Raw genomic sequence first — 19653 nt, forward strand, 5'->3', positions numbered from 1 at the left:
TCGCCGGATGGCGGGGTAATCTCGTCTTCTCGCGAAGGATCTCCCGCCGCAGCCGTCGAACGGCACTCAGGTAAACGCGGCCTATATTAGTATAGTTTGAATATTACGGAATATTCATTACAAAAATTTAAGCCGTTATAACCACTTAGTGATTGCGACCCGGGAATTATGTCTTTTTTGCGCCGCAATATAAGTGGTTCAATCGGGGCATAAAATTTGCAACCCCATTCAACACCCGGTCTGTCGCCCATGAAGAAATTTTGGATCACTGTCAGCGTTATCGCAGTTGCCGCCGTCGGCGTCTGGCAATTCGGGAATCTGATCCCTTATGCCTCTCGCATTCCCTACCTCTCGCAGTTCATCAAGCAGCCGGCCGGGAGCAATGGCGGCGGGCAGCAAGCACAGGGTGATCAGGCGCAGGCCGATCAAGCGCAGAACGGTGGGCAACATCAGGGCGGCGGGCGCAAACGCGGCGGCGGTGGCCCGACTGTCGTCAAAACAGTCGCAGCGGTGAAAACGACGCTGCCGACGGATGTGACGGCGACCGGCTGGGCCGATGCCGATGACAACACGACCATTGCCGCCCAAGAACAGGGCCTGATCGTCAGCATCGATGCGCAGGATGGGGCGACCGTCAAAGCCGGCGACCTGATCGCCAAGCTGGATGGGCGTACGGCCAAGGCAGCGGTCGACAAGGACAATGCGATGATCGTGCGCGACACCGCCACCCTTTCGGAGGCCGCGACCGCCTTGACGCGCGCGCAGGACCTGTTCGACCAGAAGGCCGGCACCCAGCAGAGCCTCGACCAAGCGGTCGCCGCCCGCGATACTGCCGCAGCCACCGTCGACGCTGACAAAGCATCGCTTGCCTCCGATCAGGTCACCCTCGAGCACACCGACATTCGCGCGCCCTTCGATGGCCGGCTCGGCGATATTGCCGTCAGCAAAGGCGCTTTCCTCGGTGCCGGCGCGGCAATCGTCACCATCGCCAAATACGATCCGATCTATGTGAAATTCCACCTGCAGGAACGCTATCTGCGGACGTTGAAAAACGCTCTGGCAGCCGGTCCGGTCGAGGTCAGCACGGTTCCCAAATCAACCAAGGGACAGGTCCGAAAGGGCGAGATCAGCTTCTACGACAACACGGTCGACACGGCCTCGGGCACGATCCTCGCCAAGGCGAAATTCGAGAATGCCTCCGGCGCGCTCTGGCCCGGCCAGTCGGTCAACATCGTGGTGCATTTCAACAATGACGAACAGCAGGTCGTGGTGCCGACGGTTGCCGTCAGCCCTGGTCCGGAGGGATTCTTCGCCTTCGTCGCCAAGGACGGCAAATCGCATCTGACGCCGGTCACCGTCGCCCGCGCAAACGGCGGCTTCACCGCCATCGAATCGGGTCTTTCGGCGGGCGACCACGTCGTCGTCGAGGGCCAGGGCCAGCTCAGCGATCAACAGGCGATCGACGAGCAGTTCAACGAAAAGGCGCTTGATGTCGCGTCCGCCGAAGAGCCTCGGCAGCAGCAGTCCGAGACGATCGCGGTGGGAGCTCAGCAATGATCCCCAATTTCTGTATTCAGCGGCCCGTCGCGACGACGCTGCTTGCCATCGGCGTCATTCTGGCCGGCCTTGCCGGTTACCAGCTCGTACCTGTCGCCGCATTGCCGCAGGTCGATTTCCCGACGATCAACGTTTCGGCGCAATTGAGCGGCGCATCGCCGCAGACGATGGCGACCTCGGTTGCAACACCGCTGATCAAGCAGTTCGAGACCATTCCCGGGATCAGCGAAATCAGCGCTTCGAGTTCGCTCGGCAGCAGCAGCATCGTGCTGCAGTTCGATCTCAACCGCAGTATCGACGCTGCCGCAGCCGACGTGCAGGCAGCAATCTCGCATGCGACAAGGCAGCTGCCCGACAATCTGACGACACCGCCGAGCTACCGCAAGACCAATCCGGCCGATGCGCCGGTGATGCTGCTCTCGGTGCAGAGCAACACCATGCCGCGCAGCAAGCTCGACGAGATCGCCGAGGACATCATCTCGCCGTCGCTTTCCACGCTTCCCGGCGTTGCCCAGGTCAGCGTCTACGGTGCGCAGACCTATGCCGTGCGCGTCGAGGTCGATCCGAACAAGCTTTTGACCCGCGGCATCGGCATCGATACCGTCAACAAGGCGCTCGCTGCGGCCAACAGCCAGCAGCCGGTGGGAACGCTGCAGAACAACTCGCAGAGCATGACCATCACGGCGAATACGCAGCGCACCAACGCCGAACAATTCCGCTCGCTCGTCATTGCCAATCCGAACGGTGCGCCGATCCATCTCGGCGATATTGCCGATGTGCAGGACAGTGTCGAGAACCAGTATACCGGCAGCTGGTATGACGGCCAGCGCGGCATCATTCTCGCCATTCAGCGTCAGCCGGATGCCAACACGGTCGATGTCGTCGATGCGATCAATGCCAAGCTGCCGCAGCTTCACGCCGAAATCCCGCCCTCGGTCAACACCGTCGTCATGAACGACGCGGCAAAACCCATTCGCGATGCCATTTCCGACGTGAAGTTCACGCTGCTCTTGACGATCGGTCTCGTCGTTCTCGTCATTTACCTCTTCACCGGCCATGCGACCGCAACCATCATTCCGGGACTTGCGGTTCCGCTGTCGCTGATCTCGACCTTCGGCATGATGTATGTGCTTGGCTACAGCATCGACAACATTTCGCTGCTCGGGCTGACGCTGGCGGTGGGGCTGGTGGTCGATGATGCGATCGTTATGCTCGAAAACATCCTGCGCCATGTCGAGGAAGGCATGCCGGTGCGGGAAGCGGCGATCAAGGGTGCGGGCGAAGTCAGCTACACCATCATTTCCATGTCGGTGTCGCTGATCGCGGTCTTCATCCCGATCCTGCTGATGGGCGGCGTCGTCGGCCGCGTGTTCAACGAATTCGGCATGGTGGTCGCCATCGCCATCATCTCGTCGGCGATCGTCTCGCTGACCGTGACGCCGATGCTCGGCTCGCGTCTGTCCAATAACCACAGCCGCCGGCCGCTCATCATCCGCGTCTTCGATGCCGGCTTCGAGCGGACACTCAATGGGTACGACAAAGCGGTTGGCTGGTGCCTTCAGCATCGCCCCACAATCATCGGAGTTTTCCTCGCCTCGGTGGCGCTGACGATCTATCTCTTCATGACGCTGCCTACGAGCTTCTTCCCGCAGGAAGATATCGGCCGCCTGACGATCAGCACGCAGGCCCGGCAGGACATTTCCTATTCCGCCATGGAAGCGCTGCAGCAGCAGGCGGCGGCGGTCGTCAAAGCCAACCCGGCGGTCAACCACGTGATGTCGACGATCGGCGGCAACCCGAACAAACCGCAGAACAACGGCTCGATGTTCGTCGAACTCAAGGACAAGAAGGCGCGTCCGCCGCTTGACCAGACGCTGCGCGAACTGCGCACGGCGATCAACAAGATCCCCGGACTGCAGGCCTTCGTGACGCCGAACCAGAGCCTGCGCTTCGGCGGCCGCCAGACCGCCAGCCAGTATCAGTTGGTGGTGCAGGCACTAAGTGCCGATCAGACCAACCTCTGGGCCGGCAAGATCCAGGCGGCGATGCGCAAGGACCGGCTGTTCACCGACGTGACTTCGGACGCCCAGAACAACGCCCTGCAGGCCAATATCGTCATCGATACCGAGCGGGCGGCCGCTTATGGGATCGACAACGACACGCTGCGCACGACGCTGCAGGAATCCTTCAGCGGCTATTCAGCGGCGGAAATCCAGTCGACCGGCGACAGCTACGACGTCATCGTCGAATACGACACCAGCAAACCCTGGGACGACCAGAAGCTTTCGGAAATTCAGGTCGCCTCCGCCAATGGCAGTCTGGTGCCGCTGTCGAACTTCGCCCATGTGCAACGCACCACCGGCCCGGTCACCATCAACCAGACGGGCCAGCTGGTCTCGACCACCGTTTCCTTCAACCTGCCGGAAGGCGTCTCGCTCAGCGATGCGACGGCGGCGGTCGACCAGATCAAGAAGGACATCGCCACGCCGGCTGATGTTTTCACCTCCTATGGCGGTACGGCGGAGATTTTCCAGCAGTCGCAGGGCAATACGCCCTATCTGATCCTGGCGGCGGTGCTAACCATCTATGTCGTGCTCGGCGTGCTTTATGAGAGCTTCATCCATCCGCTCACCATCCTCTCCGGCCTGCCGGCCGCAGCCTTCGGCGCGCTGCTGGCATTGAAGATCATGGGTTTCGACCTGTCGATCATCGCGCTTATCGGCCTGTTGATGCTGATCGGCATCGTCAAGAAAAACGCGATCATGATGATCGACGTGGCGGTGGAGACCATGCGCACGACAGGCGAAAAGGCGACGGCGGCGATCCACGAGGCCTGCGTGCGGCGCTTCCGGCCGATCATGATGACGACCTTCTGCGCCCTGCTCGGCGCCCTGCCGATCGCGCTCGGCACCGGCGCAAGCTCGGAACTGCGCCAGCCGCTCGGCATCGCCGTCGTCGGCGGCCTGATCGTCTCGCAGATGCTGACACTGTTCATCACCCCCGTCATCTTCGTCGAGATGGACCGCTTCGGAAACTTCCTCGGCCGCCTGATCGGCGGAAAGAAGGTCGAGGAGCCGGTGGTGCAGGAGGTAAGGGCGATGGCTGCCGAATGATGATGGCCCTCTGATTTCAGCATTGCCAACCCTTGCGGCGCACTTCTTTTCCCCGACCGGGAGAAGAAGTGCGCCCGCGATCACATCAAGCCTCCATCCTCTTGAATGTGTCACGCCTCTGTGGCATCACGCGCCCTCCTGAATCCGGGGCGTGCTTACGTCCCTTCGCGGAGCCACGCTCCGTCTCCAATAACAATCGGCATGAAGAGGTGCGGGCATGGCTCAGGCGCTGGGTTTGGACTTTGGCACGACGAATACGGTTCTCGCCATGGCGGATGGCGGGGCAACGCGCTCGCTGGCGTTCACGAGCACGGAAGGCACGGCCGACAGCATGCGCACGGCACTTTCCTTCATGAAGGATGCGCAACTCGGCGCGTCGGCATTGAAAGTGGAGGCGGGCCATGCGGCGATCCGCCAGTTCATCGACAATCCCGGCGAATGCCGCTTTCTGCAATCGATCAAGACCTTCGCGGCAAGCGCGCTGTTCCAGGGCACGCTGATTTACGCCAAGCGGCATAATTTCGAGGATCTGATGGAGGTTTTCGTCAGGCGCCTGCGCAATTACGCCGGCGACCACTGGCCTTCGGATGTCAGCCGCATCGTCACCGGCCGGCCGGTGCATTTTGCCGGCGCCAGCCCCGATCCTGACCTGGCGACCCAACGCTACAACGAGGCGCTGTCGCGCTTCGGCTTTCCCGAAATCCACTACGTCTACGAGCCGGTCGCCGCCGCGTTCTACTTCGCGCAGAACCTGAAGCAGGATGCGACCGTGCTGGTTGCCGATTTCGGCGGCGGCACGACCGACTATTCGCTGATCCGCTTTGCGACGGTCGCCGGCAAGCTGACGGCAACGCCGATCGGCCATTCCGGCGTCGGCGTTGCCGGCGACCATTTCGACTACAGGATGATCGACAACATCGTTGCACCGCTGATCGGCAAGGGCAGCCATTTCAAAAGCTTCGACAAGATCCTTGAAGTCCCGTCCAACTACTATTCCAGCTTCGGCCGCTGGAACCAGCTGTCGATCTTCAAGACGACGCGCGAATTCGAGGATCTGAAGAAGCTGGTGCGCACCAGCCTGGAGCCGGAAAAGCTCGAAATCTTCATCGACCTCATCGACCATGACGAGGGCTATCCGCTCTATCAGGCGGTGTCGGCGACAAAGATGGCGCTGTCGGCCGCCGAAGAAGCGCCTTTCGATTTCGCGCCGCTCGGCCGCAGCGGACATCGCAGCATCCGGCGCAGCGACTTCGAAGGCTGGATCGCCGAGGATCTCGCCCGTATCGAAGGCGCGCTCGACGACCTGCTCGACAAGACCAGGACAAAGCCCGGGGAAATCGACAAGGTGTTTCTGACCGGCGGCACCTCCTTCGTGCCGGCGGTGCGCCGCATCTTCACCGAGCGTTTCGAGCGCGACCGGATCGAAAGCGGCGGTGAGCTGTTGTCGATCGCCCATGGCCTGGCGCTGATCGGCGAACGCGACGACATCGCGCAATGGACTGTGCAATAACATCGGCAGGGGTGGGCAATCTGTCGCCTGCCCTTCCAATGCCACTGTCTCTCCGCTAAACCCGTCAGATGATCTCCGCCAACGACCTTTCCCCCGCCGAGCTTGCAGCGCTTCTGCATTTCCACGCGGATGCCGGCGTGGAATGGCTGCTGGAGGAAGAGGCGATCGACCGCTTCGCCGAGTTCGAGGCGATGAAGGCCGCCCGACGCCCGGCGGCACAGGCGCAGCCACAAGCTCCCATCGCTGGGGAAGGTCCCGTCGCTCGGGATGGTCGGACACCGCCGCGTCCGAATGGAGTGGCACGCCCAGCTCCAGCCGAACGCGCCGCTTCCGGCCCGCAGCCGGCGATCCCGGACGGCGAGGCAGTGCAGCAGGCGCGTTTCGTCGCCGAGAGCGCGCGATCCCTGAGCGAGCTCAAGACTGCGATTGAAGCCTTCAACGGCTGCAACCTCAAGCACAGCGCCCGCTCGACCATCTTTGCCAGCGGTGATGCCGAAAGCGGTATCATGGTGATCGGCTCGGCGCCGGGCGCCGAAGACGATCGCGAAGGCGTGCCCTTCTCGGGAAAATCCGGCCAGTTGTTCGACAAGATGCTGGCGGCGATCGGGCTGACGCGCTCGAGCGTTCTGCTGACGCAGGTCATCCCCTGGCGACCACCGGGCAATCGTGCGCCTTCGGCGGCGGAAATGGACATCTGCCGGCCCTTCATCGAACGGCAGATCGCCCTGGCTGAACCCAAGGTAATCCTGTTGCTCGGCAATTTTTCGGCCCGCTTCTTCTTCGGCGAAAACGACACGATCCACGGCCTGCGCGGCCGCTGGAAGGAGATTACCGCTGCAGACTGTGTCATTCCTGCCATAGCCAGCCTGCATCCGCAGGATCTGTTGACCGCGCCGGTCAATAAGCGGCTGGCCTGGAATGATCTGCTCGCCTTTCAAGCGAAGCTTAAGTCCCTCTCCTTGCTTAGAAATTAGCCAAAGTTGAAGATATTATGAATTGATCTATGCGCCTTGCGCATGGCTGCATCCCGCCGTGGCGCATTGCGGAATCAATGCTGCACCGCAATATGAGGGGTGTCTTGGGAGGAACCAAAGGAACCAAGGCCATGAACAAACGATTTCGTCCTATCCATAGCGGGTTTGAAACCCTTCGCCTCGCCGGCGACCAGGTTCGTACCACTCACGGCCACAGCCGTTTCGGCTTTGCCGCAAACGAACAGATGATTGCCCGCGGCACTGGCATCAACGGCCGCACAGCGCGCCCCGACGCGATTTTTTCGGACTTCCAGCAATATTGAGCGGCAGGCGCATCGCCTGCCGTTTAGAGCAGTTCAGCTTTTCATGGAAGCGCCGAACCGCTCTAACCTTTTGTTATTACGCAATTCCGGACGGAAAACCGCTTCGCACTTTTCCTGGAATTGCTCTAGCGTTAAGAGTAACTCCAAGATGACGATCCTGATATCGCTTCTGCGCAACATCGAAACTTTCGAGCATATCCGCGTCGCGGTCTCAGCCGCGCGGGAATATGAGCGCGAGCTATCGCTCAAGCCGGTCGACGCCGCCCCCTGCATCGGCCCAAGTGCCGCGGCCATCGTTCTCTGATCAGACGGCAATTTCCTCGATCTGGGTTTTTGCCCATTCGAAGGCTTCGTCGACATAGGCGAACTTGACCGCCTGCCAGGCGCAGTATTGCTCGACGAAATCCCGCGATATCCAAATGTGCGTCTTGCGTGGTTCGTCATCCCAGCCGACGCAGCCGCGCTGCGCCGCCTTTGCCAAGAGCCGTTGGAGGTGGGTGCGCGACATCATGAAATCGGCGGCGAGCGCACGGGTTTCGACGCGACCGACGGAAAACCTGTCCGGCTCGCTGCTTTCCATATCCATTCGGGCGATGAAGTTGTCGACGACGAGGCCGCCGGCCTCCGTCCAGAGGAACAGCGCCACCTGTTCGGGCGGCTCGCGCCAGGCGGCATCCTCCAGGCAATGGCGAGCGATGCGCGGCTGAACCAGCCGCATCATTGATGGGTTTGACTGGAAAAACGCTGCCCTTTGACCGCCGTCAAGCAGATCGAGCGCGCCGAGATTGGAATGAATCCAGGCAAACATCGCCTGATGGCTGACGTCGGCCGGCTCGAAATGACGTGGCCGCCGCCGCTCATCGCCGGGCGTGTGAACAATGAAGCGGTAGGTATAGAGTTCTTCGATGAAGGCGAGAACGGTGTTGCGGCTCGCCACCTTATGCGCGGTGATGCGTCCGGTCAGCCGAACGGCGGTGAAACCCGAGGTCGGGTCGCGCGGGTCATATTCCAGATTGAGGGCATAGGCAGTCTGGGTCAGAAGCCAGCGCTGGTGCGAAGCGAGCAATCGCGCCAGGCGCGGGCCGGCATCGAACATACCGCGCATCTGCCCAGCCAAAAAGCGGATGCTCATCAGAAAGGAGGAGTTCCCCGCCAATTGCTCCGCCGTGAATGCCATTATGCTTTTCTCCACCTCCGCGCGCCGGCCGGCGTTCGGAGCAGCAATACCGAAAGCTTCCCCGGTATCAGCGGCCATTCAGACATGCACAGCTTCGAATAAATGATACTCTCTCATCTTCAACAAACATATTCCGCGAGGCAGCGATATCCCAAGAATTCACCATTCTTTTCGCTCTTTGCGAGCATTTTTCCCCAAGCGGCGATATTCGCCTTAAAAGCTTTCATATCAGGCGGTTGCAAGCGTCAGGCTTGCGGCGTCGTGGCTCTGCGCGCCTCCCTCTGCTCGATGCCCAGCTGATGCTCGCGATAGATGATGAAGATGCCGGCGGAGATGACGATGAGAGTGCCGATCAGCATGGTAAAGCTCGGCACATCGCCGAAGACGAAATAGGCGACGATGATCCCGAGCAGGATCGAGGTATATTCAAACGGCGCGATGGTGGAGACATCGGCATGGCGGTAGCTTTCCGTCAGCAGGATCTGCGCGATGCCGCCGCAAAAACCGGCGGCGACGAGGCAGAGTGCCGACGGCCATGGCAGGACGAGCCAGCCGAACGGCAGGGAGGCCAGCGAGAAGACCGATGCGATGAGCGAGAAATAGAGTACGATCGTCGCCGTTTTCTCCTCCTCGACGAGACGACGCACCTGGATCATCGCCATGCCGCCGAGAACGGCCGAGAGCAGCACTGCGAGCGCGCCGACGGCCTGTTCGGCTTCCATGCCGCCGTCACGGAACAGCGTGAGTTTCGGCCAGGAGACGATGGCGACGCCGACGATGCCGACCAGGACGGCGCTCCAGCGATAGATCCGCACGGTCTCGCCGAGAAAAACCGCGGCGAAGACGACGGCGACGAGCGGCAAGGCGTAGCCGAGCGCAATCGCTTCCGGCAACGGCAGATGCAGCAGGCCATAGAAACCGAAAGCCATCGACATGATACCGATCGTGCCGCGCTTTAGGTGGCCGATCGGATTGGCGGTGTAAAAGGCCGCGCGCAGTTGCCCGATATAGGCGAGATAGGCCATGATCGGGAAAAGCGCGAAGAAGGACCTGCAGAAAGTGACCTGACCGGGTGGGATGTCTGAGCCCGCCAGCTTGATGAAGGTCTGCATGGCCAGGAAGACCACGACCGACGACACCTTCAGCGCAATGCCTCTCATCGGGTTTTTGAGAACCACGTGCATGATCCTGGCTCTTATATCGACTTAACAGCAACGGGGAGACGCGTTCGACTCGGGAACGCAGAAGATGACGTTTCTATCGTAGCGAAGAAAATCCCGATTGGCGAAAAAATCGCAAGCAGCGTGGAAGAATCGCAAGATCACCTTCCCGCGCAGGCCCGACGGTGCGGAATGCGCGCCCTCGCGTCGTTTTTTTGCTCTCTTCAGCCATTTCGCCCCAAAATGTTCACCTCTGACCGGCCGCTGTTAACCAATTGAAAACCATAGGCACGCATCGTTTTTGCTTGTTCGAAATTTTCCTCGCCCTGCAACGATTGCCCGCCCTTCCAGGATCATTTGATGAAGCCGCTTAGCGCCGAAACCATTGCCCAGTCGCAAAATGCGACGCCACGTTCGATGCGCGTCGTCACCGACGGCATCAGCATCGACCTTGAGCGCTTCAGCGCCGACAACACCAATATCGTCAAGCAGATCAAGCTGCTCGCCATCAATGCGCTGATCGAAGCGGCAAGAGCCGGCGAGACCGGAAAGGGCTTTGCGGTCGTTGCCAACGAGGTGCAGCGGCTGGCGCAGATCGCCACCGACATCACCGGCAGGTTCGAGAGCAACGTGCTCGGGCGCATCGGCCTCAGCCGCGCCATGGCGGATTCGCTGGTCGAGGAGATGGAGGGCGTTCGCCTCACCGATCTGGCGCAGACGCTGGTGCAGCTCATTGTCCGCAACCTTTTCGAGCGCACGGCCGATGTGCGCTGGTGGGCGACGGACCCGGCGCTCTGGCAGGCGCTGCGAAACCCGGATCGGGAAGCCATCGCCTTTGCCGCGGAGCGTCTCGGCGCCATCAACCGCTTCTACACCGTCTATCTCGATCTGGTCATGACCGATCTTTCGGGCAAGGTGATCGCATCGGCCAATCCCAAGTTCCAACGCAAGATTGCCGGCACGAGCTTTGCCGGCGATGCATGGTTCCGCGCGGCGTCTGCCTGCGCCTCCGGCGACGCGTATAGTGTCGACGAGGTCAAAGCGAGCCCCATCCATGACAACAGGCATGCGCTCGTCTATGCCACCGGCATCCGCGAAGAAGGCAAGCTCGACGGACGGCTGATCGGCACGCTCGGCGTCTATTTCGACTGGCAGAACCAGGGCCAGGCGATCGTCGAGAAAGAGGCGAACCTGCCGCCGCAACTGGCGGAGAAAACGACGGTCATGCTGCTCGACGGCAAGAGCCGGGTGATCGCCACCACCAATCCCGCCTTGCTGTTTTCCCATTTCGCCCTCGCCAACCCATCCGGCCGTGCCAAGGGCAGCTACTACGACAATAACGGCTCGATCGTCGCTTTCGCGCGCACCCTCGGCTACGAGGACTATGACGGGCTCGGCTGGTACGGCGTCGTCGTGCAGCGGACGGAAAGCGACGCGACGATCAAGGCGGCACTCAATCTAAAATAGCACCTTTCGCCCAGCAGCCGCGTCCTTCAGTTCTCAAGAGGATATTTTGCCCGTGAACTTGGTGTTCGCGGGCAATTTGCTTTAACTTTAGTTCAGACTTTAATGTAATCATGCCCGGCAAAATTATGGCAGAGTGCGCCCGCCTCTGTATTCCGCGGTTGTCAAATAACGGTCTTCAGGAAACACCATGCGAACAGATACCGGCCAGGTCATTCATCTGGCAGATTACCGTACCACCGACTTTGTGCTGGAACGCGTGGACCTGACCTTCGAACTCGACCCGACGGAGACAAAGGTCGAGGCACGCCTGATCTTTCATCGCCGCCCGGGCGCCGATCCGACAGCGCCGATCGTGCTCGACGGCGATGAGCTGACGCTGTCCGGGCTGCTGTTCGACCAAGTGGAGCTCGACCCTTCGCGTTATGACGCAACAGGCGAGAGCCTGACGGTGCGCGACCTGCCGGAGAGCGCGCCTTTCGAGCTGACGATCACTACGGTCATCAACCCCGAGGCCAATACCAAGCTGATGGGCCTTTACCGCACCGGCGGCATCTACTGCACGCAATGCGAGGCGGAGGGCTTCCGCCGCATCACCTATTTCCCCGACCGGCCCGACGTGCTTGCACCATTCACGGTCAACATTATCGCCGACAAGGACGCCAACCCGCTGCTCTTGTCGAACGGCAACTTCCTCGGCGGCGCCGGCTACGGCCCGGGCAAGCATTTCGCCGCCTGGTTCGACCCGCATCCGAAGCCGAGCTATCTGTTCGCGCTCGTCGCCGGCGATCTCGGCGTCGTCGAAGACATTTTCACCACCATGTCCGGCCGCGAGGTGGTGCTGAAGATCTATGTCGAGCACGGCAACGAGCCGCGCGCGGCCTATGCGATGGACGCGCTCAAACGCTCGATGAAGTGGGACGAAGAGAGGTTCGGACGCGAATACGATCTCGACATCTTCATGATCGTCGCCGTCTCCGACTTCAACATGGGGGCGATGGAGAACAAGGGCCTCAACGTCTTCAACGACAAATACGTCCTTGCCGATCCGGAACTCGCCACCGACGCCGACTACGCCAATATCGAGGCGATCATCGCGCATGAATATTTCCACAACTGGACCGGCAATCGTATCACCTGCCGCGACTGGTTCCAGCTGTGCCTCAAGGAAGGCCTGACGGTCTATCGCGATCACGAATTCTCTTCAGACCAGCGCTCGCGGCCGGTCAAGCGCATCGCCGAGGTGCGCCACCTGAAATCGGAGCAGTTCCCGGAAGATGGCGGCCCGCTCGCTCATCCGGTGCGGCCGACGCAATATCGCGAGATCAATAATTTCTACACGACGACCGTCTACGAGAAGGGCAGCGAAGTCACGCGGATGATCGCGACGCTGCTCGGCAAGGATGGCTTCAAGAAGGGCATGGACCTTTATTTCGATCGCCATGACGGCCAGGCCGTGACGATCGAGGATTTCGTCAAATGCTTCGAGGATGCAAGCGGGCGCGACCTCACGCAATTCTCGCTCTGGTACCATCAGGCCGGCACACCGCTCGTCACCGCATCGGGCAGCTATGATGCGGCGGCCGGCAGCTTCACCCTGTCGCTGGAACAGATGACGCCCGCTACACCAGGCCAGCCGAACAAGGAGCCGATGCATATCCCGCTCAGCCTGGCGCTGTTCGGCGAAAACGGCGGCAAGATCGAGCCTCGCTCGGTCGACGGCGCGGAATATGCCGGCGAGGTGCTGCATCTCACCGGCCGCACGCAGACGGCGGTGTTTCATGGGATTGGCTCGCGGCCGGTCGTTTCGATCAACCGCAGCTTCTCGGCGCCGATCAACCTGCATTTCGATCAGAGCCCGGCCGATCTCGCCCACCTCGCCCGCCATGAGACCGATCATTTCGCCCGCTGGCAGGCGCTGACCGATCTGGCGTTGCCGAACCTCCTGAAAGCAGCCCGCGACGCTCGCGAGGGCAAGCCTGTCGTCTGCGAGGCGACCTTCGTCGAGACGCTGATTGCGGCGGCCGCCGACGAGCGCCTCGAGCCTGCCTTCCGCGCTCAGGCACTCGCTCTGCCGAGCGAATCCGATATCGCCCGCGAACTCGGCGGCAACAACGATCCCGATGCCATCCATGCCGGCCGGCAGGCGGTCGTGAAGCAGATCGCCGATGCCGGAAAGGATGTTTTTGCCGGCCTCTATGCGGCGATGACGACATCGGGCGATTTCAGCCCCGACGCGAAAAGCGCCGGCCTCAGGGCCTTGCGCAATAGCGCGCTTACCTACCTCTCCTACGCCGAGCAGACGCCGGCCCGCGCCAAAGCCGCCTTCGATGCGGCCAACAACATGACCGATCTCAGCCATGCGCTGACGATCCTCGCCCATCGTTTTGCCGACAGCGCCGAGACAGCCGAGGCGCTGGCAAGCTTCCGCGACCGTTTCGCGGAAAATGCGCTCGTCATCGACAAATGGTTCGCAATCCAGGCCGGCATTCCGGGCGCAGCAACCCTGGAGCGGATCCGCGCGCTGATGGACGATCCGCTGTTCAAGCGGACCAATCCGAATCGGATGCGGGCGCTGGTCGGCACCTTCGCCTTTGCCAATCCGACCGGCTTCGGCCGCACCGACGGTGAAGGCTATCGTTTCCTTGCCCGTCAGATTCTCGATATCGACGAACGCAACCCGCAGCTTGCCGCCCGCATTCTCACCTCGATGCGCTCCTGGCGGGCGCTTGAACCGGCGCGTGCGGATCACGCTCGTAAGGCGCTGATCGAGATCGAGCAGGCTGCCGCTTTGTCGACCGACGTGCGCGATATCGTCGAGCGCACGCTTAAAGGGTGATTTGCTTCGGCCGGCCGTCGCGAAGAATTCGGCGGCCGGTTGCCCAGCAGGTCAGATCGCCCGAAAAACGCGAAATCATAGATAGTTAACGGATTTTTACCTTTGCCTCTGGACAAGGCGAATCACCCATGATTCTCTAGGTCAGGTTCGAGCGAGCGGCGCGCGAATCACACGAGGGACAAGGCGAAGAGATGATGGACGTGCGGCGGGCAACCGTGGCCGGAGGACGGCTGCGTGTCGATTTTGACGGGTTGAAAGCCTGGCGAGACAGCCTTTCCGGTCATGCGACATCGGAGCCACTTCTCCGTCATCTGCCGAAGGCCGAGCTGCTGTTGAAGCGCGCCATTCCGGCGCTGATCGTCGCCTTCCTCGTCATCGTCGCCGCGTCGCATTTCTTCGGCATGGTCAGCGAATACTCCCGCCTGGAAGCCTCGGCCCGTCATGCCACAGCGCTTTCGGCCGCGACCGCCTCTGCGGTGTTTGCCGATGCATCCGAAATTTTCGACAGCGGCGATATCGCAGAAGCGCAGGCCCGGCTCGCCAGGTTCCTGCCGCAGGACCGGCTCGACAGCGGCGCTTTCGTGCTGCTCGTGCAGGCAAGCGGCAAGGTTTTTGCCGCGACGACCGCCGGGCTTTCGCATGTCGGCAGCAATGTCAGCGATTTCTTCCCCGAGGTTTCGGCGATCCGGCGTTTCGGCGACCGCGCCGGCGTCATCGAAACGACCATCGGCGGCGTGCCGCACTATGCCGAGATCACGCTGATGGGCAATGCCGGCGGTTATATCGTCGCCGCCACCTCGCTCGACGAGATCAGCCGGCTCTGGCGCGAGCAACTGGCCCTCAACGTTACGCTGTTTGCCGGCATCTCCTCGATCCTGCTGGTCATCCTCTATGCCTATTACACGCAGGTGAAGCGCGCCCGCGACGCCGACGACATTTTCCTGGAATCGAACCTGCGCGTCGAGACGGCACTGTCGCGCGGCCGCTGCGGCCTTTGGGACTTCGACTTCGAGAACCGCGAATTCTTCTGGTCGCGCTCGATGTACGACATGCTCGGCCTGCCGGGTTCCGACAAGACGATGGGCTTCGGCGAAGCCGCACGGCTGATGCATCCCGATGACGGCGGGCTCTACGAGATCGCGCGTGCTATCGCCAAGGGCCATTCCGGCCAGGTCGACCAGATCTTCCGCATGCGCCATGCCGGCGGCCATTATGTCTGGATGCGCGCCCGCGCCCAGGTGATCCGCAGCAATTCCGGCCGCGTGCACCTGATCGGTATCGCCATGGACGTGACCGAGCAGCATCGGCTCGCCCAACGCTACGCCGAAGCCGATCAGCGCCTGGCCGATGCCATCGAATGCACCTCGGAGGCCTTCGTGCTCTGGGACAAGAACGATCGGCTGGTCATGTGCAACACGCATTTCCAGCAGGCTTACGGACTGCCGGACAGCGTGCTCGTGCCCGGCACCGAGCGCTCGACCGTCAATGCTGCCGCCGCCCGCCCCGTCATCGAACGGCGGATCGCCGATGCCGACGGCTCCGGCTATTCGCGCACGACGGAAGTGCAGCTTGCCGACGAACGCTGGCTGCAGATCAACGAGCGGCGCACCCGCGACGGCGGCAGGGTCTCGGTCGGAACCGACATCACGCTGATGAAACGCCATCAGGAGCGGCTGCGCGAATCCGAACGCCGGCTGATGGCGACAATCGGCGATCTTTCCGCCTCGCGCCAGACGCTGGAAATCCAGAAATCCGAGCTTTCGACGGCGAACGCCAACTATCAGGCGGAGAAGGAACGCGCCGAGGCCGCTAACAAGGCGAAATCGGAATTCCTCGCCAATATGTCGCATGAGCTGCGCACGCCGCTCAACGCCATCCTCGGCTTCTCGGAAATCCTGCAGAACCAGATGTTCGGTCCGCTCGGTTGCCTGAAATACGACGAATACGCCCGCGATATCCATGACAGCGGCAAACATCTGCTCAATGTCATCAGTGACATTCTCGACATGTCGAAGATCGAGGCCGGCCACCTCAAGCTGCACTGCGAACGTATCGATCTCGTGCCGCTGATCGAGGAAAGCCTGCGGTTCACCGCCATTCCGGCGGCAGAGAAAAACATCGTCATCGACCAGCGCATCTCATCCGGCCTGACGCTGACGGCCGACCGCCGGGCGATGAAGCAGGTGCTGCTCAACCTGCTCTCCAATGCGGTGAAGTTCACCGACCATGGCGGCCGCATTACTGTGCGCACACGCCGCGTCGACGGCGCGGTGGTCGTTACCATCGCCGACACCGGCATCGGCATCCCACGCTCGGCGCTGGCGAAGATCGGCCAGCCTTTCGAGCAAGTGCAGAGCCAGTATGCCAAGAGCAAGGGCGGCTCCGGCCTCGGGCTTGCCATCTCGCGCTCACTGACGGCGTTGCACGGCGGCCGCATGAAGATCCGCTCCCGCGAAGCTGTGGGCACGGTGATCTCGCTGCGCATTCCCGACAACGTTTAATTTAAAGCACGTCGCAGTTCGTCGATGCATCAAACCTTCACGACTTTCAGGAAAATCTTCCTGACCGCTTTCGAAAGCCGCTTCAGCTCGCCCTCCAACGTCCGGATGTCGGGGCAATCGCCGGCGCGGCAGACGAGTTCGACGAGGCCCGCCGGCGCGTCCTTCGGATCGAACACGCCGTCGATGGAGAGGCGGATCAGTTGTGAAAGGCCGGTATAGAGCGCGAAGGCTTCGAGGCAAATGTCGAGATCGACTGCTTCCATCAGCCTGTCGCCGAGCAGCTTCAAAGCCTCGCCGGTGCTCAAGCCGTTCACTGCAATGCCGACGCCTCGGGTCGGCGCGATCAGCGCCAGATACTGGGCGATGAATTCGAGATCAATGACGCCGCCGGGAATCAGCTTCAGGTCCCATGGGCCAGCGGGCGGCTTTTCCCTATCGATCAGGTCGCGCATTTCGGCGACGTCATGCGCCACCTTGGCGATGTCGCGATCGGCCGACAGCACCTCGCTGACGATGTGTTCGGCCTCGGCGATGAGGCTCTCATCGCCTGAGATCAGCCGGGCGCGGCTGAGTGCCATATGCTCCCAGGTCCATGCCTCTTCGCGCTGGTATTTGCCGAAGGCGTTGATGCGGGTGGCGACCGGTCCCTTGTTGCCCGAGGGGCGCAGCCGCATGTCGACCTCATAGAGCACGCCTTCGGCGGTCGGCGCCGAGAAGGCGGCGATCAGCCGCTGAGTGATGCGGGTGAAATAACGCGTCGCGTCGAGCGGCTTTTCCCCATCGGATTCGGAAGCGGTGTCGTCATAGTCATAGAGCAGGATCAGATCGATGTCGGACCCTGCCGTCAGCTCGAAGCTGCCGAGCTTGCCCATGCCGGCAACAGCGATGCGCCCGCCGGGATAGTCGCCGTGCGCTGCCCGCATCTCACTCACCACAGCCTCGAGTGCGGCTGCGATGATCAGGTCGGCGAGATGGGTGAAGGCGCGCGCGGCCATCTGGCCGTTGATCGCGCCGGTCAGCAGGCGGATGCCGATCAGGAAACGCTGCTCGGCGGCGAAGATACGCAGGCGGTCGAGCACTTCCTCATAGTGGCGCGCCTGAACAAGCGAGCCCTTCAGCCGTTCGCCGAGATAATCGCGGGTCGGCAGCTCGGCCATCAGGCCGGGATCGAGCATACCGTCGAAGACATGGGGCTTCGCAGCAATCACCTCGGCAAGCCGCGGTGCCGAGGACATGATGTTGACGATCAGCGACAGCAATGCCGGGTTGCTGCCGAGCAGCGAGAACAGCTGGATCCCGGAGGGAAGGCCCGAGATGAAGCTGTCGAAGCGCAACAGCGCTTCGTCGGCGCGCTTGCTTTCGCCGAAAACCCGCAAAAGCTCCGGCGCCAGCTCCGTCAGCCTTTCGCGCGCCTCGACCGATTGCGTCGCGCGGTAGCGGCCATAGTGCCAGGTGCGGATGATGCGGGAAATGTCGGACGGCCTGCTAAAACCGAGTTTCTTCAGCGTCTCCAGCGTATCGGGATCGTCGCCCTGGCCGGTGAAGACCAGGTTTCCGGTGCCGGTTGAAAGCTTGCTTTCCTGTTCGAACAAGTGGGCATAACGCCGCTCGACCGTCTTCAGCACGCCGACCAGCCGTTCGGCAAAGCTCGGCGTATCGGTAAAGCCCATCATGAAGGCGATGCGCTTCAGGTCGGCATCGGTTTCCGGCAGCAGGTGGGTCTGCTCGTCGCGCACCATCTGGATGCGATGTTCGACATCGCGCAGGAACCAGTAGGCTTCGGTCAGTTCGTCCCGCGTCTCGGCATCGATCCATTTCGCCTTGGTGAGTTCGCCGAGCGTCTCTTCCGTCGCCCGGCCGCGCAAGGCCGGCATGCGGCCGCCGGCGATCAGCTGTTGCGTCTGAACGAAGAATTCGATCTCGCGGATGCCGCCGCGGCCGAGCTTGACGTTGTGGCCCTTGACCGCGATGGCGCCGTGACCCTTGTGGGCGTGGATCTGCCGCTTGATCGAATGGATATCGGCGATCGCCGCATAATCGAGATATTTGCGGAAGACGAAAGGGGAAAGCCCGCGCAGGAAATCGCCACCCGCCGCAAGGTCGCCGGCAACCGCACGCGCCTTGATGAACGCTGCCCGCTCCCAGTTCTGGCCCCTGCCCTCATAATAGATCATCGCCGCCTCGACCGGGATCGCCAGCGGCGTCGAGCCGGGATCGGGGCGCAATCTCAAATCGGTGCGGAAGACATAACCATCGGCCGTGCGCTCCTGCAGGATGCGCACCAGCCGCCGCATCATCCGGGGAAAGATCTCGATCGCGTCATCCGGGTCGGGCACGATGCCCACCTCTTCATCGAAGAAGACGACGAGGTCGATATCGGAGGAATAGTTGAGTTCGCAGGCGCCGAGTTTGCCCATGCCGAGCACGATCAGCCCGGAGCCGTCGCTAGGCGACGCCGGATCCCGCAGCCGCAGCTTTCCGCCCTCATGGGCCGACAGCAGCAGGTGGTCGATTGCCGCCGCGACCGAAGCTTCGGCAAGCTCGCTCAGCCAAGCCGTCGTCGCCCGCCCGTCGAATATCCGCGAGAGATCGGCGAGTGCGACAAGGAAGGCGACCTTCCGCTTGATGATGCGCAGCCTGCTCATCACCGCCGATTCCGCCGGTGCGCCCCCCTCGCCGTCCGGCCGCCAGCAATCGCGCGCCTCGGCGACCAGCGCCTCGATTTGCGGCTCCAGCGGCTGGCTGATGGCGCCAGCGAGGACGGCAGGGTCGAGATTGGCGATTTCGCGCAGGTAAGGTGACAGCGTCAGCGCCGCGGCGATGAAATCGCGCAGCGGGCCGTCGGTCTTCAGCATCGCAGCCACCGACGGCTCTTGTCTGCCGGCCTCCTGGAGGTCGGCCAGCGCCAGCTTCAGCTCCGTCTGGCTCAGCGGACGCAACAGCCCTTCGGCCACATCCTTCAGGCCATGCGTCGATTTCGTCAGCATGCGCTCTCCCTGCCTTTTGAGCGGAAGAAAACGGCCACATGGAATCGC

Annotated in this window: 12 protein-coding genes; 9 read left to right on the forward strand and 3 right to left on the reverse strand. The window is 61.9% G+C overall.

All coding sequences use genetic code 11. The annotated features are described in order from the left end of the window. Nucleotides 1-249 precede the first annotated feature (249 nt). The 6 genes from GR197_RS13810 to GR197_RS32005 all read left to right on the forward strand — a co-directional run bounded on the left by GR197_RS13810 (nt 250) and on the right by GR197_RS32005 (nt 7781). Nucleotides 250-1557, forward strand: a complete 1308-nt coding sequence (locus GR197_RS13810) for an efflux RND transporter periplasmic adaptor subunit (RefSeq protein WP_164010336.1) — start codon at nt 250-252, stop codon at nt 1555-1557. After that, complete coding sequence (locus GR197_RS13815; RefSeq protein WP_164010338.1) at nt 1554-4670, forward strand: efflux RND transporter permease subunit; 3117 nt, start codon at nt 1554-1556, stop codon at nt 4668-4670. The genes GR197_RS13810 and GR197_RS13815 overlap by 4 nt, the downstream gene beginning before the upstream one ends. Nucleotides 4671-4887: 217 nt before the next feature. Next, on the forward strand, nt 4888-6180 hold the full coding sequence (locus GR197_RS13820) for an Hsp70 family protein (protein WP_164010340.1): 1293 nt from the start codon (nt 4888-4890) through the stop codon (nt 6178-6180). Between the two features lie 68 nt (nt 6181-6248). Further along, nucleotides 6249-7154: a uracil-DNA glycosylase gene (locus GR197_RS13825; protein WP_164010343.1), complete on the forward strand. Its 906-nt coding sequence runs from the start codon at nt 6249-6251 to the stop codon at nt 7152-7154. A gap of 131 nt (nt 7155-7285) precedes the next feature. Beyond that, a complete protein-coding gene (locus GR197_RS13830; RefSeq protein ID WP_164010858.1) occupies nt 7286-7477 on the forward strand; it encodes a hypothetical protein in 192 nt (63 codons plus the stop codon). 148 nt (nt 7478-7625) lie between these two features. After that, nucleotides 7626-7781 (forward strand): hypothetical protein, encoded by a 156-nt coding sequence (locus GR197_RS32005; protein WP_007626617.1) that lies wholly within the window; start codon nt 7626-7628, stop codon nt 7779-7781. On the opposite strand, the gene GR197_RS13835 is transcribed toward GR197_RS32005, so the two are convergent. Continuing rightward, on the reverse strand, nt 7782-8654 hold the full coding sequence (locus tag GR197_RS13835; RefSeq protein WP_164010346.1) for a hypothetical protein: 873 nt from the start codon (nt 8652-8654) through the stop codon (nt 7782-7784). Between the two features lie 245 nt (nt 8655-8899). Next, on the reverse strand, nt 8900-9838 hold the full coding sequence (locus GR197_RS13840; RefSeq protein ID WP_164010349.1) for a DMT family transporter: 939 nt from the start codon (nt 9836-9838) through the stop codon (nt 8900-8902). 336 nt (nt 9839-10174) lie between these two features. Here GR197_RS13840 and GR197_RS32655 point away from each other — a divergent pair, with 336 nt between their 5' ends. From GR197_RS32655 to GR197_RS13855, 3 genes are all read left to right on the forward strand, one after another. Continuing rightward, nucleotides 10175-11281, forward strand: coding sequence for a methyl-accepting chemotaxis protein (locus GR197_RS32655; protein WP_164010352.1), 1107 nt, complete (start codon nt 10175-10177; stop codon nt 11279-11281). 187 nt (nt 11282-11468) lie between these two features. Continuing rightward, nucleotides 11469-14117, forward strand: coding sequence for an aminopeptidase N (gene pepN, locus GR197_RS13850; RefSeq protein ID WP_164010353.1), 2649 nt, complete (start codon nt 11469-11471; stop codon nt 14115-14117). Nucleotides 14118-14308: 191 nt separating this feature from the next. After that, complete coding sequence (locus tag GR197_RS13855) at nt 14309-16618, forward strand: PAS domain-containing sensor histidine kinase (RefSeq protein WP_164010355.1); 2310 nt, start codon at nt 14309-14311, stop codon at nt 16616-16618. 29 nt (nt 16619-16647) lie between these two features. Here GR197_RS13855 and GR197_RS13860 read toward each other — a convergent pair whose 3' ends face one another. Further along, entirely contained in the window at nt 16648-19605 is a 2958-nt protein-coding gene (locus GR197_RS13860) for a bifunctional [glutamine synthetase] adenylyltransferase/[glutamine synthetase]-adenylyl-L-tyrosine phosphorylase (RefSeq protein ID WP_164010359.1), read from the reverse strand. Nucleotides 19606-19653: the final 48 nt, after the last annotated feature.

Source organism: Rhizobium phaseoli (genome assembly GCF_010668805.1).
GTDB classification, from domain to species: Bacteria; Pseudomonadota; Alphaproteobacteria; order Rhizobiales; family Rhizobiaceae; genus Rhizobium; species Rhizobium phaseoli_A.

Bases quoted from the DNA above. Each gene is read 5' to 3' on its own strand.
- GR197_RS13810 (WP_164010336.1), top strand. From the start codon at position 250: ATGAAGAAATTTTGGATCACTGTCAGCGTTATCGCAGTTGCCGCCGTC.
- GR197_RS13815 (WP_164010338.1), top strand. From the start codon at position 1,554: ATGATCCCCAATTTCTGTATTCAGCGGCCCGTCGCGACGACGCTGCTT.
- GR197_RS13820 (WP_164010340.1), top strand. From the start codon at position 4,888: ATGGCTCAGGCGCTGGGTTTGGACTTTGGCACGACGAATACGGTTCTC.
- GR197_RS13825 (WP_164010343.1), top strand. From the start codon at position 6,249: ATGATCTCCGCCAACGACCTTTCCCCCGCCGAGCTTGCAGCGCTTCTG.
- GR197_RS13830 (WP_164010858.1), top strand. From the start codon at position 7,286: ATGAACAAACGATTTCGTCCTATCCATAGCGGGTTTGAAACCCTTCGC.
- GR197_RS32005 (WP_007626617.1), top strand. From the start codon at position 7,626: ATGACGATCCTGATATCGCTTCTGCGCAACATCGAAACTTTCGAGCAT.
- GR197_RS13835 (WP_164010346.1), bottom strand. From the start codon at position 8,654: ATGGCATTCACGGCGGAGCAATTGGCGGGGAACTCCTCCTTTCTGATG.
- GR197_RS13840 (WP_164010349.1), bottom strand. From the start codon at position 9,838: ATGCACGTGGTTCTCAAAAACCCGATGAGAGGCATTGCGCTGAAGGTG.
- GR197_RS32655 (WP_164010352.1), top strand. From the start codon at position 10,175: ATGAAGCCGCTTAGCGCCGAAACCATTGCCCAGTCGCAAAATGCGACG.
- pepN (WP_164010353.1), top strand. From the start codon at position 11,469: ATGCGAACAGATACCGGCCAGGTCATTCATCTGGCAGATTACCGTACC.
- GR197_RS13855 (WP_164010355.1), top strand. From the start codon at position 14,309: ATGATGGACGTGCGGCGGGCAACCGTGGCCGGAGGACGGCTGCGTGTC.
- GR197_RS13860 (WP_164010359.1), bottom strand. From the start codon at position 19,605: ATGCTGACGAAATCGACGCATGGCCTGAAGGATGTGGCCGAAGGGCTG.